This is a genomic window from Nocardia terpenica, from assembly GCF_013186535.1.
Lineage (GTDB): Bacteria > Actinomycetota > Actinomycetes > Mycobacteriales > Mycobacteriaceae > Nocardia > Nocardia terpenica.
In genome coordinates, this window is sequence record NZ_JABMCZ010000004.1 from 164,046 (window position 1) to 181,932 (window position 17,887).

At 70.2% G+C, this 17,887-nt stretch carries 17 protein-coding genes; 6 read left to right on the plus strand and 11 right to left on the minus strand.

Features of this window, described 5'->3' with window-relative positions:
• Positions 1–9: 9 nt before the first annotated feature.
• From HPY32_RS33525 to HPY32_RS33540, 5 genes are all read right to left on the minus strand, one after another.
• Positions 10–1,011 (minus strand): CgeB family protein, encoded by a 1,002-nt coding sequence (locus HPY32_RS33525; protein WP_067589961.1) that lies wholly within the window; start codon positions 1,009–1,011, stop codon positions 10–12.
• The gene (locus tag HPY32_RS33530) at positions 1,008–2,312 is read right to left on the minus strand and encodes a lipopolysaccharide biosynthesis protein (protein ID WP_067589958.1); all 1,305 of its coding nucleotides are present in this window, start codon (positions 2,310–2,312) and stop codon (positions 1,008–1,010) included. The genes HPY32_RS33525 and HPY32_RS33530 overlap by 4 nt, the downstream gene beginning before the upstream one ends.
• A complete protein-coding gene (locus tag HPY32_RS45110; RefSeq protein ID WP_067589955.1) occupies positions 2,305–3,447 on the minus strand; it encodes a glycosyltransferase family 4 protein in 1,143 nt (380 codons plus the stop codon). Before HPY32_RS45110 ends, HPY32_RS33530 begins: the two co-directional genes overlap by 8 nt.
• Positions 3,444–4,490: a glycosyltransferase family 4 protein gene (locus HPY32_RS45115; protein ID WP_067595971.1), complete on the minus strand. Its 1,047-nt coding sequence runs from the start codon at positions 4,488–4,490 to the stop codon at positions 3,444–3,446. Before HPY32_RS45115 ends, HPY32_RS45110 begins: the two co-directional genes overlap by 4 nt.
• Before the next feature lie 271 nt (positions 4,491–4,761).
• Positions 4,762–5,307, minus strand: coding sequence for a PadR family transcriptional regulator (locus HPY32_RS33540; RefSeq protein WP_067589951.1), 546 nt, complete (start codon positions 5,305–5,307; stop codon positions 4,762–4,764).
• A 46-nt stretch (positions 5,308–5,353) separates the two neighbouring features.
• On the opposite strand from HPY32_RS33540, the gene HPY32_RS33545 reads away from it, so the two are divergent.
• From HPY32_RS33545 to HPY32_RS33555, 3 genes are all read left to right on the plus strand, one after another.
• Positions 5,354–5,923, plus strand: coding sequence for a peptide deformylase (locus HPY32_RS33545; protein WP_067589948.1), 570 nt, complete (start codon positions 5,354–5,356; stop codon positions 5,921–5,923).
• Positions 5,924–6,089: 166 nt separating this feature from the next.
• The gene (locus HPY32_RS33550; protein WP_067589944.1) at positions 6,090–7,376 is read left to right on the plus strand and encodes a polysaccharide pyruvyl transferase family protein; all 1,287 of its coding nucleotides are present in this window, start codon (positions 6,090–6,092) and stop codon (positions 7,374–7,376) included.
• Positions 7,373–8,212, plus strand: a complete 840-nt coding sequence (locus HPY32_RS33555; RefSeq protein WP_067589941.1) for a glycosyltransferase family 2 protein — start codon at positions 7,373–7,375, stop codon at positions 8,210–8,212. The genes HPY32_RS33550 and HPY32_RS33555 overlap by 4 nt, the downstream gene beginning before the upstream one ends.
• 1 nt (position 8,213) lies before the next feature.
• Here HPY32_RS33555 and HPY32_RS33560 read toward each other — a convergent pair whose 3' ends face one another.
• The 6 genes from HPY32_RS33560 to HPY32_RS33585 all read right to left on the minus strand — a co-directional run bounded on the left by HPY32_RS33560 (position 8,214) and on the right by HPY32_RS33585 (position 13,842).
• Entirely contained in the window at positions 8,214–8,828 is a 615-nt protein-coding gene (locus HPY32_RS33560; protein WP_082871519.1) for an MspA family porin, read from the minus strand.
• Between the two features lie 243 nt (positions 8,829–9,071).
• Complete coding sequence (locus HPY32_RS33565; RefSeq protein ID WP_067589935.1) at positions 9,072–10,145, minus strand: transferase; 1,074 nt, start codon at positions 10,143–10,145, stop codon at positions 9,072–9,074.
• A 1-nt stretch (position 10,146) separates the two neighbouring features.
• Positions 10,147–11,175 (minus strand): NAD-dependent epimerase/dehydratase family protein, encoded by a 1,029-nt coding sequence (locus HPY32_RS33570; RefSeq protein WP_067589932.1) that lies wholly within the window; start codon positions 11,173–11,175, stop codon positions 10,147–10,149.
• 2 nt (positions 11,176–11,177) lie between these two features.
• Positions 11,178–11,828 carry a PIG-L deacetylase family protein gene (locus HPY32_RS33575; protein ID WP_171983196.1) on the minus strand — a complete coding sequence of 217 codons (651 nt, stop codon included), beginning with the start codon at positions 11,826–11,828 and terminating at the stop codon, positions 11,178–11,180.
• Positions 11,822–12,607 carry a glycosyltransferase family protein gene (locus HPY32_RS33580; protein WP_067589929.1) on the minus strand — a complete coding sequence of 262 codons (786 nt, stop codon included), beginning with the start codon at positions 12,605–12,607 and terminating at the stop codon, positions 11,822–11,824. The genes HPY32_RS33575 and HPY32_RS33580 overlap by 7 nt, the downstream gene beginning before the upstream one ends.
• Positions 12,604–13,842: a class I SAM-dependent methyltransferase gene (locus HPY32_RS33585; protein ID WP_067589926.1), complete on the minus strand. Its 1,239-nt coding sequence runs from the start codon at positions 13,840–13,842 to the stop codon at positions 12,604–12,606. The genes HPY32_RS33580 and HPY32_RS33585 overlap by 4 nt, the downstream gene beginning before the upstream one ends.
• Positions 13,843–14,305: 463 nt before the next feature.
• Between HPY32_RS33585 and HPY32_RS33590 the strand changes: the two genes are divergently transcribed.
• From HPY32_RS33590 to HPY32_RS33600, 3 genes are all read left to right on the plus strand, one after another.
• On the plus strand, positions 14,306–15,766 hold the full coding sequence (locus HPY32_RS33590; protein ID WP_231951700.1) for a sugar transferase: 1,461 nt from the start codon (positions 14,306–14,308) through the stop codon (positions 15,764–15,766).
• Positions 15,767–15,850: 84 nt separating this feature from the next.
• Complete coding sequence (locus HPY32_RS33595) at positions 15,851–17,077, plus strand: cytochrome P450 (RefSeq protein ID WP_067589923.1); 1,227 nt, start codon at positions 15,851–15,853, stop codon at positions 17,075–17,077.
• Positions 17,074–17,790 carry a TetR/AcrR family transcriptional regulator gene (locus HPY32_RS33600; RefSeq protein ID WP_067589920.1) on the plus strand — a complete coding sequence of 239 codons (717 nt, stop codon included), beginning with the start codon at positions 17,074–17,076 and terminating at the stop codon, positions 17,788–17,790. The genes HPY32_RS33595 and HPY32_RS33600 overlap by 4 nt, the downstream gene beginning before the upstream one ends.
• The last annotated feature ends 97 nt before the right edge of the window (positions 17,791–17,887 follow it).

Here is a 17,887-nt window from a genome sequence, read left to right on the forward strand (position 1 = left end):
CGTCCGTCCTCACTCGACCGCATCGAGGATTTCGCGGGCGCGATCGACATACCGGTGCCCGCCGCCGGTGATCCGGCGATGCCCCGCCGCGGCGACCTCGGCCGCCCGCTCGGGGTGGCGGGCGCAGCGGTCGAGGATGTCGCGGAGTTCGGCGGCGGAGGAGAACAGGAAGCATTCGCTGTCCTCGGTCAGCAGCTCGGCGTGCTCGTCGGTGCGCTCGCCGACGAAAAGGCCACCGGCGGCGGGGATTTCGAAGCTGCGGCAGGTGTGGGTGTCGCGGTTGGCGGAATTGAGCAGCACCAGGTTGGCGGTGACGCCCGCGACGGCGACCGAGAAGCGCTCGCCGTAGACCGGGCCCCGGACCGCCGCACCCGTCCGCCGCAACCGGGGCACCCGCCGCCAGCCCGGCCCGTACACCGCCAGATCGGCGCCGTGCGCGCGGGCCAGATCGACGACGAGGTCCCGCCGATCGGGTCGGCAGGCCCCGATGAACCCGGCCAGGTAGCGCCCGCCGCGCCGCGCGCACGGCCGATGCCACGCCGGGTCGTAGGCGCTGCGCACGAACAGCACCGCGCGCGCCCCGCGCGCGGTCAGCTCGGGCACATTGTGCCGCTTGGTGGTGACGATCAGATCCCAACACGGCTCGTGCGCAAGGTAATCGGCGCTGATGTTCTCCGGATTGGCGACATCGTCGGGGCTGTAGTGCACGCGCAACGCGGCGGGCGTGGCCAGCAGCCGCCGCTGGTCCAGATGCACCGTCTTGAACGCGAACAGCAGATCGGGCGCGAAAGACCGGGCCAGCGCCTCGATGTCGGCGTGCACGGCGGCAATGTCCCACGGCGCGCGCCGCTTCGCGAGCTTCGCGTATACCCACGGCGGGGACAGCCGCGCGGGCAGCGTGACCGGCGTGGAGTCGACCACCAGCACCTCGTGCCCGGCCTCGCGGAACCCGTCGGCCAGCGAGCGAGCATTGCTGCCCACCCAATCATCGCCCACATAAAGGATTTTCACGCCGCGGCCTCCTCGTCGGCGAGCGGCGCGGGGACGGCTCGCCGTCCGTCGCGCTCGCGCACGATGAGCCAGCGCATCCGCGCGAGGTACCACAGCGCGACGGTGACCTCCGCGCACACGGTGCCGTACACCAGCGTCCACACCGATTGCGTGTGCACCGCGATCCCCAGCGCGCTCGCCGCCACGCAGGTGCCGATGATCGCCCCGGTCAGCACCCCGACGGTGTCCTGCCGCACCGGCAGCACCGCGGTGGTGACGAACGAGGTGACCGTGGTGGCGGGCAGGATCAGCACCTCGATCCGCAGCAGCGGCACCGCGGCGAGGAAATCCCCGCCGAACATGAGGTGGATCAGCAGCGGCGCGGTCGCCCACACCGTCAGCACCGCCACGGCGGCGATGAGCACGCAGGCCACCAGCGAACGAATCGCATTGCGCCAGAACGACTCGTGGCCGCTGCGGCGGGCCATGCGCGGCAGCAGCGCGAAACCGATGGGATCGAGCAGGGATTGGATGGCGCGCACCAGCCGATCGCCCGCCGAATACAGCCCGAGCGACGCGGCGGTGAGCACCGCCGCGTACACCGCGGCCGAGCCCTGCCCGTAGCTGGTGACCAGCGCCCGCGAGGTCAGCACCGGCGCACCGATCCGCAGCACCTGCCGCAGGCGATGCGGCCGGCCCGGAATTCCATAGGTGCGCAACGCATCCCACCAGGTGAGCAGCACGGTGAGCGCCGAGGACACCAGCAGGCACAGCATCGCCATCGAGGCATTGGGGTACAGCGGCAGCAGCGCGATCAGCAGCACCAGATACGCGACCCGGCCCACCCCCTGATACAGCGTGGAGGCCCCGAACCGGCCCTGCCCGATCAGCAGCCAGTCCTCGGAGATCGACCAGAATCCGCCGGAGAACAGGCCGAGCAGGATCATGTGCAGCTGCGGCGGCACGCCGATCGGCAGGCTCGCGACCAGGGCCAGCCCGAGGGCGCCCAGCACGGTGCCGCGGATGACGGCGTAGGTGCCGCGCAGCCGCCCGAGTTCCGGACCGCCGCGCGCGTCGTTCACCTTCGCCGCGAGGAACGAGGTGATGCCCAGGTCCACCGCCAGCGAGCCGATGAAGTACGCGGACATGCCGATCGCCAGCAGGCCGACGCCGTGCGTGCCGAGCCGCCGCGCGATGAGCGGCAGCGTGACCACGGTGATGAGGTACTGGCCGTACTTGCCGAGACTGACGTAGCCGATATCGCGGAGCACCGCGATCAAGCCGAAGTGGACCGGTTTTCGGCTCTTGGTGGATTCAACCATGCCGCACTCGCTTTCGCCGCACCGAGTCCAGCAGCGCCGCCACGGCGCGGGCGGACTCGGTGATATCGAACTGCTGCGCGCGGAGCTGGGCGGCGTCGGCGAGTTTCACACGCAGATCGGGATCGTCGATGAGTCTGTCGAGGGCGGCGGTCAATTGGCGCCGGTCCCCGGCGTCGACCAGCAGCCCGTCGTGTCCGGGCTCGATGATTTCTTCGGGTCCGCCGGGCCGGGTGGCGATCACGGCGCATCCGGCGCGCATGCCCTCCACGACGACCTGCCCGAACGGTTCCGGCAGCACCGAGCAGTGCACCAGGATGTCGGCGTGCCGCAGCGTGTCCTCCGGGTCGTCGAGGTGGCCGGTGAAGGTGACCGGCAGGTCGAGTTCGGCGGCGAGCCGCTCCAGTTCGGCCCGGTAGGGTTCCTCGTCGAAGAACGCGCCCCCGACCAGGAATACTTGGAGCGGACGGGTTTTCGTCGCCGCGAGCGCGCGCAGGAACACGTCCTGGCCCTTCCACGGCGCGAGCCGCCCGAGCATCGCGACCACCGTCTCGGCGGGCGGGCGCTGCGGCGGATGCGCGCGGATCGGCCGGGGTTCGAGGCCGGGATACGCGACGACCGCGGGCCTGCGCCGGATGGCGAGGGAGGACAGGGTGGCGTGGCTGTTGGCGATGTAGGCCCGCGCCACCGTCCACCCCAGCCCGCGGATCACCGGGGCCAGCCAGCGCCCGAAGTAGTCGGCGGCGACGCGGTCGTGCACCTGCCAGACCAGCGGGACGCGGGCGCGCCGGGCCGCCACCGCACCCATGAGCAGTGCCTTGGTGCTTCCCGCGATCAGCACCGACGCCTCCATGTCCCGCGCCGTGGCGCCGAGGGCCCAGCCCACCCGCAGCAGGGCGAGCCCGCCGGCGAGCAGGGGGCCGACACCGGCTTTCCGTATGGTCATCGCGCGGCTGTCGAAAGTGTTTCGGAGCAGCCGGGTTTCGATGCCCCGCCCGCGCATGCGCTCAACCATCGGCCCGTCGGCGGTGTACACGACGGCCGCGTCCAGGTGCGCCCGCAGCGCGGAAACCAGCCGCAGGGTGGCGAGTTCGGCCCCCGAGGGGACCGCGGTATGGGCGAGGAACACGGCCTTCACGAGTCGGACAGTTCCCGGTAGAGCGCGAGGTGGCGGCGGGCGGCGGCGTCCCAGGAGAACGATTCGGCATGGGCGCGGCAGCGTTTCGGTGACGGCCGGTCGCCGTCCAGCGCGGTCGCGAGGCGGTGCGCGAGCGCCTGCGGGTCGCCGGGCGGCACGATGAGCGACGCGTCCAGCTCGCGCACGGAGTCGGGCAGACCGCCGCAGTCGGCGACGATCGGGGGCCGCCCGGCCGCGAGGGATTCCAGGGCGATCAGCCCGAAGCCCTCCAGCGCCACCGACGGTACCGCGGTGCAGGCGGCCGCGGCGTAGAGCCGGGCGAGCCGGTCGTCGCCGAGGCGGCCCGCGAAGGCGATCGACTCCCGCCCGGCGGCGAGGGCGCGCAATTCCGTTTCGGCCGTGCCGGTTCCGACGATCACCAGCCGGGCGTCCGGATGCCGGTCGAGCACGGCGGGCCAGCAGCGGATCAGGATATCGATGCCCATCCGGCGCTCCAGGCGGCGCACGCACAGCACCGTCGGCGGTCCGTCGTCGGGCGGTGGGTCGGTGGCGGGGAAACGGTCGGGGGCGACGCCGGGGGCGATGACGGCGATCCGGTCGGGCGCCACCCGGTAGTCGCTGGCCAGGAGGTCCCGAAAGTGGTTCGACAGCACGACGAATCGGTCGGCGCGGGAATACCGGAGACGTTCCAGCAGATATTTTATCCGCACTGTCCGGTCGGTTTCTCCGGCAATTCTGCTTTCCGCCGCCCACGGTCCGTGGAAATGCACCACCAGCGGTCCGGAGGTGGCCGGGCCGTAAAGGCAGAAGTGTCTGTCCAGTATGTATTTCCGATCGGCGCCCGCCCGGTCGGCGAATGCGCGCCGGGCGCGATGGATCGTTGAACCGCGCGGCGCCCCCCAGGACCGCCCGCCCTCGGGCGCAACGCCGAAAGCCGTTGCGGTGACCTCGATCTCGCCACACCGCCGCAGCGCGCCGTAGAGCTCGGTGAAGTATCTGTTCAGCCCGCCCGGCGCCGCAGAAAACCATTCCGCCCCGGTCATGTGGACCCGCACCAGCCGCACGCACAACCCCCGGGTCGTCGATACCCTCGGCCCGCGATAACGGCCGAACATCCTTGCACGGCACAGTGTATGCGACGCGGCCCCACCGGTCACCGTTTCCCGGCACGCGGCCATCGTTCCGGCGCGCGGTCGTTGTTTCCCGGCGTGCGGTCATCATTTCCCAGCACGCGGCCATCGTTTCCCAGCACGCGGCCATCGTGTTCCCGGCACGCGGCCATCGTGTTCCCGGCACGCTTTTGGCCGGGACCTCCTACCGAGGCGATTCCAACTTATCGATATTCCCCAGCACCTTTTCGTGCCATTCGATTTCGGCCCGCAGCCGCAGCGTCGCGTGCTCGGCGATGAGGTCGTCGGCCAGGCGCTGGTCCGGCCAGCGGCGGTCGGCGTGGTGCTCGATCTGGGCGGAGCGGGCGCGCAGGGCGGCGATGCGGTCCTCGAGGTAGCCGCGCAGCAGTTCGCGGTCGAGGTCGGCGCTGACCGCGAGCGCGAGATCGACCGGGTCGGGCCGGATTCCGGTATCGGTGAACGCCTCGTCGCGCAGGGCGCGCAGTTCCCGCTGCCCCTCGTCGGTGATCTCGTACACCGTGCGCGCGGGCAGCCCGCCCTGCTGTTCGGTGCGGACCGGGCGGATGAGGCCCTCGTCCTGCATGCGATGCAGCGCGCCGTAGAGCGAGCCGGGTTTGACCCGCGACCACAGGTCGGCCCGGTCCAGCCGGGCGTCGCGGCGCAACTGATGGCCGTGCATGGGCCCGCGGCGGGCCAGGGCGGCAAGGACGAACAGCCGAGTCTCGTTCACCCCCACAGTCTGTCACGAGTACTCGTTTTTGAGTACTCTCGGACGCATGGCTGTTCGACCCATCCTCATTGCCGGAGATCCCCGGCTGTCCACCCCCGCGACGCCCGTCACCGTGTTCGACGCCGAGTTGCTGGCCTTCGCGGACGATCTGTTCGACACCAACACCGCGGCGCACGGGGCGGGCCTGGCCGCCAACCAGATCGGCGATCCCCGAGCCGTTTTCGTCTACGACCTGGTCGACGACGGGGTGCGCCACCGCGGCTGCGTCGTGAATCCGGTGCTGGAGACCTCCGAGATCCCGGAGACCATGCCCGATCCCGAGGACGATCTGGAGGGCTGCCTGTCGGTGCCGGGGGAGTGGATTCCCACCGGCCGGGCGCACTGGGCCAGGGTGACCGGCGTGGACGCGACCGGGCAGCCGATTTCCGTGGAGGGCACCGGATACCTGGCCCGCTGCCTGCAGCACGAGACCGATCACCTGGCCGGGCGGCTGTATCTGGAGCGGCTGATCGGCCGCCATCGCCGGGAGGCCCGGCGGATGATCCGGGACCGGGAGTGGACCGCGGCGGGCAACTCCTGGCTGCCGGGCGCCGAGCCCAAGCCCGCGCGCCGCTGAGCCCCGACGCTCGCAATCGGAAATACCGAACCCCAAGTCTGTTGTCGCCGAACGTGATTCGATCTCCTTGCGTAACGGCCCGCCCGCGTGGTCCGATGGAACGCGCAGGGGCGACGCGGCTCTGACGAACCGGACAACCGGCGATGGCCGGGCCTGCGGAGGGACGATGGGCGTGGGGATGATCGGCGCGGAGCCGAGGGCGCGCGAGATTCGAGTACTGATCGAGAACGGTGAATACTGGCTGCGCAATCGCGGCGACATCGCCATGATGGCGATCACCGCCGAGCGGCTGCGCGAGCACTGGCCCGGCGCGCGGATCGGCATGCTCACCGACCAGCCCCGAATCCTGCCCGCCCTCGTGCCGCACGCCGAGCCGGTCCCGGCGGGCGCCGGTGGGCGCTGGGGGAGCGGCCGCGCCCCGAACCGGTCGCTCGCCACCGCGGCATTACGCTGGCGGGCCGTCACCGACGGTCCCAGGTCCAGGGCGCGTGCACTCCGAAATGCGCTGCGCAACAGCGGTAATCGAGCTTCGGAGCTACCCGAGCCGCCGATCCCGCCCGCCGTGGGCGAGGCCGCGCTGGTGCTCGCCCAGGGCGGCGGCTACCTGACCGATGTCGACCTGTATCAGGCGCATCGTGCCCTGAATCTGCTCGAATACGCACAGCGCCAGGGGATTCCGACCGCCATGATCGGCCAGGGCGTCGGCCCCATCGAGAACCCGCGGCTGCTGGAACACGCCGCCCGGGTGCTGCCCGGCGTCGGCTTCATCGGGCTGCGCGAGGGCCGTCGCGGCCCGGCGCTGCTCGCCGAACTCGGTGTCGCACCGGACCGCGTCCTGGTGACGGGGGACGACGCCGTCGAACCGGCCTATCGGCTGCGCCGCCCCGAACTCGGCGCCGACCTCGGAATCTGTGTGCGCGTGGCCGATTACGCCAGGGTCGCCGATGCGGCGCGGGCGGTGCTGGGCCGGGTGGTGCGCACCGCCGCCGCCGATCTCGGCGCCGCCCTGGCCCCGCTGATCATCTCCGAATACGACTCCGAGGACCGGCGCTGCACGCTGCCGCTGCTGGCCGGGGCCGCCCGCACCCGCCGCCCGATCGGCCGCGGCGGCACCGCCGACCAGGTGGCCCGGCAGGTGTCGGGCTGCCGCATCCTGGTCACCAGCGCCTACCATCTCGCGGTATTCGCGCTGTCGCAGGGGATTCCGGCCATCGGCCTGACCGCCTCGCGCTACTACGACGACAAGTTCTACGGCCTGGCCGACCTGTTCGGGCCCGGCCTGCGCGTGGTGCACCTGGACGAAAGCAACCTCGAGCAGACGCTGGCGACCGCGATCGAGGATCTGTGGCGCGACGCCCCCGGCCTGCGGGAACCGTTGCGGCAGAGCGCATCCGACCAGATCGCCGCCGCCCGCACCGGCCTGGACCGGGTGTTCGGGCTGGTGGAGCGATGAACAGCCCGCTGTCGATCTGCGTGCCCGCCTACAATGCCGCCCGCACCCTCGAGACCACGCTGCGCTCGATTCTCGACCAGGACACCGACTTCGAACTGATCGTGCTCGACAATGCCAGCACCGACGACACCGGCGCGATCGCCGCCGCCGTCGACGACCCGCGAATTCGCCTGCACCGCAACGACCGGGTGCTGCCGATCGGGGAGAACTGGAATCGGGCGGTCGCGCTGACCTCCGGGGCGCTGGTGAAGGTGGTGTGCGCGGACGACATCCTGCTACCGGGCGCGGTGAAGAGCCAGTTCGATGTCATGTGGGACGCCGGAATCGCCATCAGCTCCGGCAAATTCGATGTGATCGACGAGGCGGGCGCGGTCGAGGACGCCGATCTCGGCCTGCCGGGGCTGCTGGGCATGCGGTCGGCGCGCACGCTGATGCAGGTCATCGTGCGCCGCGGCCCCGCCGATTTCGGCCCGACGGCGGCGGCCATGTTCCGGCGCACCGACTTCGACCGGGTCGGCGGCTTCCGCGGCGACCTGGTGTTCCCGATGGACGTCGACCTGTTCGCCCGGGTCTGCGAGTTCGGGGTGTTCTACGGCATGCCCGAAGTGCTTGCGGCGTGGCGCAATTCGTCGTTCAACCTGTGCAGCCACACCTCCACGGTGTCCAAGCTGACCGAGCTGGCGCGCTTCCACCACCGGCTGCGCCGGGAATATCGGGAACTGGTCACGCCCGCGGATGTGCTCACCGGCGATCTGCGCCTGGCCGGGCAGGCGTGGGAGCGGCTGCGGATCCGGGCGGTGGCGACGGTGCGTCACCGCCCGGATCTGTTGCGCTGACTCAGTTCTGCGACAGCGGACCGTAGCTGACGACGGTGTCGCCGTCGGCGCTGACCACCTTCACGAACGGCCGGATGGTGGTCGGGCCGATCACTCCGGTCACCGTGCCGTGGAAGCCGGACATCTGGATGAAACCCTCGGCCCCGGAGATGTCGCCCCCGGCCGCCTCGACGGTCTGAATGCCCGGCCCCGGCCCGACCTCCAGTTCGATGCCGAGCCGTGGGATCAGGTCGAACACGTCCAGCGTCGACGGCGCGCTGAGCTGGAGCTCCAGTCCCGGTGTGTCGTACTGGAACTTGATCTTCCCGGACAGCGTGGCCGGGAACCCGACCATGTACCCGATGGTGATGTGCCCGTGCCAGTCCCCGGCGCCCGGCCCCGATATCTCGAATCCGGCCTTGCCGCTGTGGAACCACTCGCGGGTCAGCGGACTCCCGTCCAGCGGCGGCACGAAGTCGATCCGGGTATTTTCCGACATCGCCTCGATCGTCCGCCGACCATGATCCTGAATGCTGTTGGTACTGTCCACCGCGGCGGACGCGGCGGCCCCGGAGGTGATCACGCCGAGGACGACGGCACCCGCCACCGCGGCGGCCCGCCGAATATTCTCACTCATAACTCTCCCCAAGCCCCTTACTGCGAAATTGGTACTGCCCCCCTTGTCCCGGCAGTTGCCTTCCCCTGGTCCCGGCGGTTGTCTTTCCCCCGGTCCCGGCGGTTGCCTTCCCCTGGTCCCGGCGGTTGTCTTTCCCCCGGTCCCGGCGGTTGCCTTCCCCTGGTCCCGGCGTGCTTTTGGCCGGGACCTCACGGTAGATTCCGGCCAAAAGCACGCCGGAATCACGAGGGCGGCTGCCGTCGCTCACGGTGGTCGCGGAATCTCTACCACCCACTTCCCGCGTAGCGCAGGTAACTTGGCCCGCACCTCCGGCAAGAGATCCGGCAGGGTAAGCAGCACGCGATCCGGCCGCGCGGCGACCAAAGTCTCCGGGGAGATGATCGGTATATCGGTGCCCGGCATGCGGCGGCCGTGTTTGGTTGGGGAGGCATCGGCAACACCGCCGAGGTGATCGCGGGTCAGCCCGGCTCGCGCGAACAGGGCCACCGCCCGGGAGGCCGCGCCGTAGGCGTAGACCCTGTTGCCCTGTGCCGCCTCGCATTCCAACCAGGAGAACAGGTCGCGCGCCTGTCGATCGGCGGCGGCCTGGAGGGAGGCGGGGTCGAAGTGAGCGGCCTCGGCAGCCAGCATGCGCCGGATCTGCTCGCCGGGTTCGGTCCGGCGGTGCCCGGCGGCCACGAGCACCGTGCCACCGTAGAGATCGAACTCCCACGCGGTCGCGGCGTGCAGGCCCGCGCCCGCCAGCAGGCCGCACAGCGCCGCCAGGGAGTAGTAGGCGAAATGCCCGTGCCGCAGCGCATTCCACTGCCCCTGCGCCACGATCGCGCGCAGCGAATGGAACTGTACGAGCAGCACCCCGTCCGCGCGCAGGGCGGCGGCCCGGGCGGCGACGGCGGCGCGCTGGTCCGGCTCGTGCATGAGCCCGAAGCTGTCGAGCACGACATCGGCGGGGCGCGTGGGTGTTTCGGTGTAACCGCGGGCGGTCAGCAGCGGCAGCCAGGTGCCGCCGTGCGGACTGCCGAACTCGCGCACCGTGCCGCCGTTCAGCAGGCCCGCGGCGGCCACCCGGGCCACGGCATCGGCCGCCTGATCGCGCAGCGCCCGCGGCTCCACGCCCCGGGGTTCGGCCACCACCGTGTCGTCCTCGGCGAGCTGCGCCAGCCCGCACCAGCGGCACACATCCATTGCCAGCGCGTGCGTCGCATCGGCGCCGACCGGGTCGTCCAGGCGCGGAAAATGGTCCGCGGCAGGCATTCTCCCGAGATCCAGCACCCGATCCAGCCCGGTGCCCCGGCAGCCCCGGCAGCCTGCGACCATCTCATGCCCCGACCGTCGGTCGCCGCAGCGAATCATCGAGGAGCCCCGCATCTTTCAGGGCACGCAGGCGGGCCAGGCGGGTGAATCGTGCCGCGAAGTCGGCGGCGGTCAGGCCGCGTGCCCGATACTCCCGGGCCAGCTCCGCCGCCCCGGCGGGAATGCTCCACCGGGCCGAGAAGCCCAATTCGTCTCGCGCCCGGGCGAAATCGACGCGGTAGGAGCGCGGGTCCGGGCCGGTTTCGCCGGTGATCACCAGCCGCGATCCGGGGACCGCGTCGGCCACGGACCCGGCGATGTCGGCGACGGTGAGATTATTGGCCTCGTCGCCGATATTGTAGGCGCGGGCCGAGATTCGCTGCGCGGGCGCGGTCAGGCAGGCCGCGAACGCGTGGGCGATGTCCTCGGCGTGCACCAGCGGCCGCCACGGCGTGCCGTCCGACAGCACCCGCACCTCACCGGTCAGCACCGCGTAGCCGACCAGATTATTGAGCACGATATCGGCGCGCAGCCGCGGCGAGAACCCGAACGCGGTGGCATTGCGCAGGAACACCGGGCAGAACTCGGCATCGGCCAGGGCCGCCACCTCGCCCTCGACCCGCACCTTGCTCTCCGCGTAGGGGGTCAGCGGGCGCAGCGGGGCGTCCTCGCCGACCAGGCCGTCGCCCGCGGCCCCGTACACCGAGCAGGTCGAGGCGTACAGGAAGCGCCGGACCCCGGCCTGTTTCGCCAGCCGGGCCAGCCGGACCGACGCGTGATAGTTGATGTCGTAGGTGATCCGCGGCGCGAGCGCGCCCAGCGGATCGTTCGACAGCGCCGCCAGATGTACCACCGCGTCGAATCCGGCGAGCCGGTCCGCGCCCACCTCCCGCAGGTCGGTGGCGGTGCCGGGCGGGTCGGCGGGCAGCTCGCCGAGCACGCAGTCGGCGAAATAGCCGATATCCAGCCCGGTCACCTCGTGTCCCGCGGCACGCAGCACCGGCGCCATGACCGTGCCGAGATATCCCTGATGCCCGGTGAGCAGCACCCGCATCCTCACACACCTCCGAAGGCGAGAACGGTCTTGTCGACGACGAACGCCTCCGCGTGCGGCGCGCGGCACTGCACCCCGCGCAGCCGCGACAGGCCGAGGAAGGCGTCCCGGTCGAACCAGTCCCGATCATGTTGGGACGGATAATGTTTCAGCAGCAGCTCGGCCTTGCGCTCCGCGATCGCGGTGGGCAGCGGGACGAACAGCGTCGGGCGCGGCGTATCGGTCTCCCACTTGAGGATCTCGTACCCCAGGATCGGGTGATCGCGGAATTCGGTGGGCGCCAGCTCGGCCAGCAGCCGGTGATCCTGATGCGCGTCCCCGCGCTGCGGCGCGAACACCAGGTCCGGGTCGCCGCCGCGCCGCAACCGCGCCACCGCGGACTTCGCCGCGTCCCAGTGCGCCGGGGTGCGCCCGTCCGGCAGCTCGAGCACGGTCAGATCGAGTTCGGCTCCCGGGCAGAACGATTCGAGCGCCGCGCGCTCCTCGGCGGCGCGGACGCTGCCGCCGCCGCACAGCACCAGCGCCCGGACCCGCAGTCCCGCACCGGATTCGGCGAGGCGGAGCAGGGTGCCGCCCGCGCCGAGCGCGAGATCGTCGCAGTGCGCACCGAGCAGCGCCACCTCGCGCACACCGGCCGCGGCCAGGGTCAGCACGCGCGACTCCGCTCCCACACCACCCAGGGCCGCCGCCCCGAGTGATAGGCGGCGTCGAGCTCGGCGCGCTCCTTGAAGGTGTCGGCCGGTTTCCAGAATCCGAGATGCTGATAGCCGAGCAGCCGGCCCTGGGCGGCCAGCGCGCCGCAGGCGTCCTCGACCAGATCCCCGCCCGGCGGCAGCAGATCGAACACCTCCTGGGTGAGCACGAAGTACCCGCCGTTCTCCCAGATCGGTAGCCGCGCAACGGGTGTGATGTGCGCGACGGCGCCGTTGGGGTCCACGTCGACGCAGTGGAACGACGACTGCGGGGGCACGATCATCATCGAGGCCGCCGCCCCGGCCGCCATGCACTTGTCGATCATCTCGTCCAGCGGGGCATCGGTGAGCACGTCGGCGTAGTTGGCCAGGAAGTACTCCTCGCCCGCCAGATGCTCGCGCACCCGCCGCAGCCGCTCACCGATCGCCGACTCCAGGCCGGTGTCGACGAAGGTGATGGTCCAGTCGCCGATATCGGAACCCAGCAGCTCCACCCGCCCGCCGCGGATGACGAAGTCGTTGGACGCCGACTCCTGGTAGGTGAGGAAGAACTGCTTGATGTGGGCCGCGCCGTAGCCCAGGCACAGGATGAAGTCCTTGTGCCCGAAGTGCGCGTAGTAGCGCATCACGTGCCAGATCAGCGGCCGCGGCCCGACCATCTGCATGGGTTTGGGCACCGGATCCTCGGCGCCGCCGCGCATGCGCATGCCGTAACCACCGCAGAACAGAACGACTTTCACGAAAAACTCCCAGACAGGTCCGCATGATGCAGGGTCGGCAGCGGATACACCAGCTGTCCGCCCCAGGTGCCGATGTGCCGCAGCTGCGCGGTGATCTCGGCCTCGAGGTTCCACGGCAGCGCCACCACCACGTCGGGGCGATCGGTGTCGAGACGTTCGGGGGAATGGATCGGAATCCGGGTGCCCGGGGTGTACCGACCGTGCTTGTACGGATTGCGATCGACGGTGTAGGACAACAGATCCGGGCGGATACCGCAGTAGTTGAGCAGGGTGTTGCCCTTGCCCGGCGCGCCGTAGCCGACGACCGCCTTCCCGGCGGCGCGGCAGTCCAGCAGGAACCGCAGCAACTCCTGGCGCACCCGTTCGGCGCGCGGCCGCAGGCCGGAATAGCCTGCGGGACTGTGTAACCCGGCATCGGACTCGGCGCGCAGCACCCGCGCCACACTCGGTCGGGGCCGGGCGACGGCCGCGGGGCGCGCCCACAGCCGCAGCGAACCGCCGTGGGTGGGAAGCAGTTCCACGTCGACCACCGTCAATCCGGCGGTGGCGAGCGCGTTCTGGGCCGAGAGCACCGTGTAGTACTGGAAATGCTCGTGGTAGATGGTGTCGAACTGCCCGAGCCGCACCAGATTCAGCGCATGGTGGACCTCGATCGACACCCAGCCGTCGTCGGCGAGCAGCCCGCGCAGCGCCCGCGTGAAACCCAGCAGGTCCGGCACGTGCGCGTACACGTTGTTGGCGACGACGAGCGTCGCCGGGCCGTGCTCGGCGCGGACGGCCGCGGCCAGATCCTCGTCCAGGAAGGCGGTAACGGTCGGCACGCCGTGGTCCCGCGCGGCCGCGCCCACATTGATCGACGGCTCGATACCCAGGCACCGCACCCCCGCGGCGACCGCGTGCCGCAGCAGGTATCCGTCGTTGCTGGCCACCTCCACGATCAGCGTGCCCGACCCCAGGCCGAGGGCCGTGATCGCCTGGTCGACAAAGGATTTCGCGTGACGCACCCAGGAGTCGGAGTACGAGGAGAAGTACGCGTACTCGGTGAACGTCTCCGCCGGGGTGATCAGCGCGGGAATCTGCAGCAACAGGCAGTCCGCGCAGAGTCGCAGGTGCAGGGGATAGGTCGGTTCCGGAAGATCGAGCTCCGCGGGTGCGAGAAATTTCTCGCACGGCGGGGTTGCGCCCAGATCGACGACGTCGATCAGCTGCGCAGAATCGCACAAACGGCAACGCATTCGAAGATTCCCCCACCTTTCGCCGGGGCAGAGATTTGTCGGCGACAGCGCCGGTACGGCCTCCACGTCGGCTTCGACGCTCCCTACGTTACAACACGATTCGCGTTTCGAAGAAGTATCTGGTGGGTAACCCTGTGACCTGAGATTCCGGTCGGTTTCCCTCCCGTCCGAGGGTACGAAAAATGCGGGGCGGACGGTACTTCCGAAATTGCGCCATTAGGGGATTCTGGAAGGGACCGGTTGCCACGTTCCCGGCGGTCTCCGAGATGTGTTGCCGCGCGGAACATTCGGGTTCCTATGCGCGCCTACGACCGCTATCATTCGACTCCTGGCTTTAGAAAATCGGCGAACCGTCGTCGGCCACGGCGCGCCGCGACGGGGGGCCCGGTCAGTGGAGATCGGAACCGAGTTCATTCGTGGCGGTGCTTTATTCATGAGTTTCGAACTCCACCCTGGCTCACGCATGTCCGTGATCAGGTCCACGCCCCCTTCCGAGCGCGAATGCTGGCAGGCCGACTACGCCCGCCGGCTGTTCGCCGGGGACCTGCTCGTGGTCGGCCTCGCGGTCGCCGCGGCGCAGATCATCCGGTTCGGCGGACCCGCCGACCCGCCGCTGGCGACCCGATTACCGCTCGAGGTCCGCTACACGGTGGTCTCGATATTGCTCGCCATGGTGTGGGCGATATTCCTCACCAGCGCCGGAAGCCGATCGCCGCGGGTGATCGGCAGCGGCACGGAGGAATACCGAAGAGTGGTGGCGGCCACCCTGGAGCTGTTCGGGGTGGCCGCCATCGGATCGCTGATCTTTCGCGTCGACATCGCCCGCGGGTATCTGGCCATCGCGCTGCCGCTGGGCGTGACCGGCCTCATCGCGCAGCGCCGGATGTGGCGTCGCTGGATCGCCAAACGCCGTGTGGCGGGCGGGTATTCGATCCGGGTCCTGGTGGTCGGCAGCCGGGACGCGGCCGCCGCCATGGTGACCGCCTTCTCCCGCGACCCGGCGTCGGGATACCAGGTGGCCGGTGTCTGCACCCCCGACGGCGCCGCATCGGACCTGTGGGTCGGCGATCGCGCGATTCCCGTTGTGGGGCAGGACCGTTCGATCCTGGCCGCGGTGCGGGCCACCGGCGCCGACACCGTCGCGGTGACCGCCACCGACAACCTCGGTCCCGCCGACTTCCGGCGCGTGGCTTGGGAACTCGACCCGCTCGGCGTGGAATTGATCGTCACGCCCGGACTGGTCGACATCGCCGGTACCCGGCTGACCCATCGGCTCGTCGCCGACATGCCCATGCTGCACGTCGGCAAACCGCGCTACGGCCGGGCCGAATCGACCGGCAAGGCCGTGTTCGACCTGTTGTTCTCGTTGGCCGCGCTGACGGTCATCGCCCCCGTGCTGTTCGCCATCGCGATCGCGGTCAAGCTCACCAGCCCCGGCCCGGTGTTCTACCTGTCGGAGCGAATCGGCCGGGGCGGCAGGCCGTTTCGGATGATCAAGTTCCGCAGCATGTACGTCGACGCGGAGGCGCACATCGCCGGACTGATCGCGGCCCACGGCGGCAACCCGCTGTTCTTCAAGATGAAACGGGACCCGCGGGTCACGCCGGTCGGCCGGGTCATCCGCAAGTTCTCCCTCGACGAGCTGCCGCAGTTCCTCAATGTGCTGCGCGGCGAGATGAGCGTGGTGGGCCCGCGCCCGCAGGTGCGGCGCGAGGTCGACTCCTACGACAGCACGATGCGGCGGCGGCTGCTGGTGAAACCCGGCGTGACGGGGCTCTGGCAGGTCAGCGGCCGGTCGGATCTGTCGCTCGAGGATTCCATGCGGCTGGACCTGTCGTACGTGGAGAACTGGTCGATGGTGTGGGATCTCCAGCTGATCGCCAAGACCATCGGGGCCGTGACGCGCGGGGACGGCGCGTACTGATGTGAACATTATTTAGTAATACCTGTTCACAAAGCGGGGTGTGATGTGGTTCACTCCTTGGAACGTGTTCCAAAGGAGGTCCCCGTGTCCGCTCCGTCCATCCCCTCCGATTTCGATTTCACCGATCCCGACCTGCTGTCTCGTCGGCTACCCGTGGCGGAGTTCGCCGAGCTCCGCCGCGCCGCGCCCGTCTGGTGGGTGCCGCAGCCGGACGGGGTGAGCGGGTTCGACGACGGCGGGTACTGGGTGGTGAGCAAGCTCGACCACATCAAGGAGATCTCCAAGCACCCGGAGGTGTTCAGCTCCAGCGCCAATACCGCGGTCATCCGATTCAACGGCGAGATCACCCGCGACGAGATCGACATCCAGCGCGCCATGCTCGTCAACACCGACCCGCCGGCGCATACCACGCTGCGCCGCATCATCTCTCGCGGTTTCACCCCGCGCGCGGTGGAGAGCCTGCGGGCCGCGCTCACCGAGCGCGCCGAGCGAATCGTCCACGAGGCCAAGCAGACCGGCGGCGGCAACTTCGTCCAGCAGGTGGCGTGCGAGCTGCCGCTGCAGGCGATCGCCGAGCTGCTGGGCATCCCGCAGTCCGACCGCCGCAAGATCTTCGACTGGTCGAACGAGATGATCTCCTACGACGACCCCGACTTCCACGGCAATCACCGCGAGGCGACCGCCGAAATCATGGGCTACTCCTGGAATCTCGCCGAGGAGCGGCGCAAGTGCCCGGTCGACGACATCGTCAGCGAACTGGTCACCGCCGATCTGGACGGCGAGGCGCTGGGCTCCGACGAATTCGCCTGGTTCGTCATCCTGCTGGCGGTCGCGGGCAACGAGACCACCCGCAACGCCACCACCCACGGCATGAAGGCGTTCGTCGACTTCCCCGAGCAGTGGGAGCTGTACCGGGCCGAGCGCCCGCGCACCGCGCCCGACGAGATCGTGCGCTGGGCCACGCCGGTCACCGCCTTCCAGCGCACCGCCACCCGCGACACCGAGCTCGGCGGGCAGCCGATCGCGCAGGGACAGCGGGTCGGGTTGTTCTACGCCTCCGCCAATTTCGACGAAGACCACTTCGACAGGCCGTTTGAATTCGATGTCACCCGAAACCCCAACCCGCACGTCGGGTTCGGCGGCACCGGCACCCACTACTGTCTCGGCGCCAACCTCGCGCGCCTGCAGCTCGACCTGATCTTCAACGCGATCGCCGACGCGATGCCGCACTTGCGCCAGATTTCCGAGCCGGTGCGGCTACGCTCTGGGTGGTTGAACGGGATCAAGAGCTGGCAGGTCGCATATCAATGACACAACCCGCACGACGGGGCCGGATGCCCGCGGTCGCCGACGCGGACATCCGGCGGGTGGCCAGGGCGCTGCTGGTCGACCAGGGGCCGGAGGCGGTGACCCTGCGCGCCATCGCGCGCGAGCTGGGCATCACCGCCCCGGCACTGTATCGGTATTACGCCTCGCGCGACGCCCTGGTGGGGGCGCTGCGCCTGGACATCTGCGCCGACCTGGCCGCGGAGCTGAGCGTCGAGGTGGCGGCGCTGCCCGAGGACGGGGTGGTGCAGCTGTTCGCCCTGTGCAAGGGATTTCGGCGCTGGGCGCTGGCGCACGCCCGCGAGTTCACCCTGGTGTTCGCCTCGCCCGCCGGTGAGACCCGCAGCGCCATGCGGGAATTCGAGGAGCCGTTCGGCCGCATCTTCCTGGAGGCTGCGGGCAAGCTGCTCACCACCTACGACATCGTCACCCCCGCCACCGATGTCATTCCCGAGCCGCTGCGCGAGGACCTGGTCTCCTTCCAGACCGAACTGCTCGCGGTCCTGGCCGAATCCGGCCAGAAGTTCCCCGCCGAAAAACTCGACCTCGGCGTCACCTACCTGATGATGACCTTCTGGGCCCGCCTCTACGGCCACGTCACCCTCGAGGTCTTCGGCAACTACCCCATGCTGGTGAGCGACCCGGACGCCCTGTTCGACGCCACCCTCGCCGACCTGGCCCGCACCATCGGCCTGTAACCATCACCTCCGTCGGTCCCGGCGCTCTCTCCCCGTTGTTCCCGGCGTGCTTCCTCCGTCGGTCCCGGCGTGCTTCCTCCGTTGTTCCCGGCGTGCT

Excerpts from the sequence above, each read along its gene's own strand:
- HPY32_RS33590 (WP_231951700.1), top strand. The coding sequence starts at position 14,306 with ATGTCCGTGATCAGGTCCACGCCCCCTTCCGAGCGCGAATGCTGGCAG.
- HPY32_RS33585 (WP_067589926.1), bottom strand. The coding sequence starts at position 13,842 with ATGCGTTGCCGTTTGTGCGATTCTGCGCAGCTGATCGACGTCGTCGAT.
- HPY32_RS33560 (WP_082871519.1), bottom strand. The coding sequence starts at position 8,828 with ATGAGTGAGAATATTCGGCGGGCCGCCGCGGTGGCGGGTGCCGTCGTC.
- HPY32_RS33550 (WP_067589944.1), top strand. The coding sequence starts at position 6,090 with ATGGGCGTGGGGATGATCGGCGCGGAGCCGAGGGCGCGCGAGATTCGA.
- HPY32_RS33555 (WP_067589941.1), top strand. The coding sequence starts at position 7,373 with ATGAACAGCCCGCTGTCGATCTGCGTGCCCGCCTACAATGCCGCCCGC.
- HPY32_RS33530 (WP_067589958.1), bottom strand. The coding sequence starts at position 2,312 with ATGGTTGAATCCACCAAGAGCCGAAAACCGGTCCACTTCGGCTTGATC.
- HPY32_RS33570 (WP_067589932.1), bottom strand. The coding sequence starts at position 11,175 with ATGCGGGTGCTGCTCACCGGGCATCAGGGATATCTCGGCACGGTCATG.
- HPY32_RS33600 (WP_067589920.1), top strand. The coding sequence starts at position 17,074 with ATGACACAACCCGCACGACGGGGCCGGATGCCCGCGGTCGCCGACGCG.
- HPY32_RS45115 (WP_067595971.1), bottom strand. The coding sequence starts at position 4,490 with ATGACCGGGGCGGAATGGTTTTCTGCGGCGCCGGGCGGGCTGAACAGA.
- HPY32_RS33545 (WP_067589948.1), top strand. The coding sequence starts at position 5,354 with ATGGCTGTTCGACCCATCCTCATTGCCGGAGATCCCCGGCTGTCCACC.
- HPY32_RS33565 (WP_067589935.1), bottom strand. The coding sequence starts at position 10,145 with ATGGTCGCAGGCTGCCGGGGCTGCCGGGGCACCGGGCTGGATCGGGTG.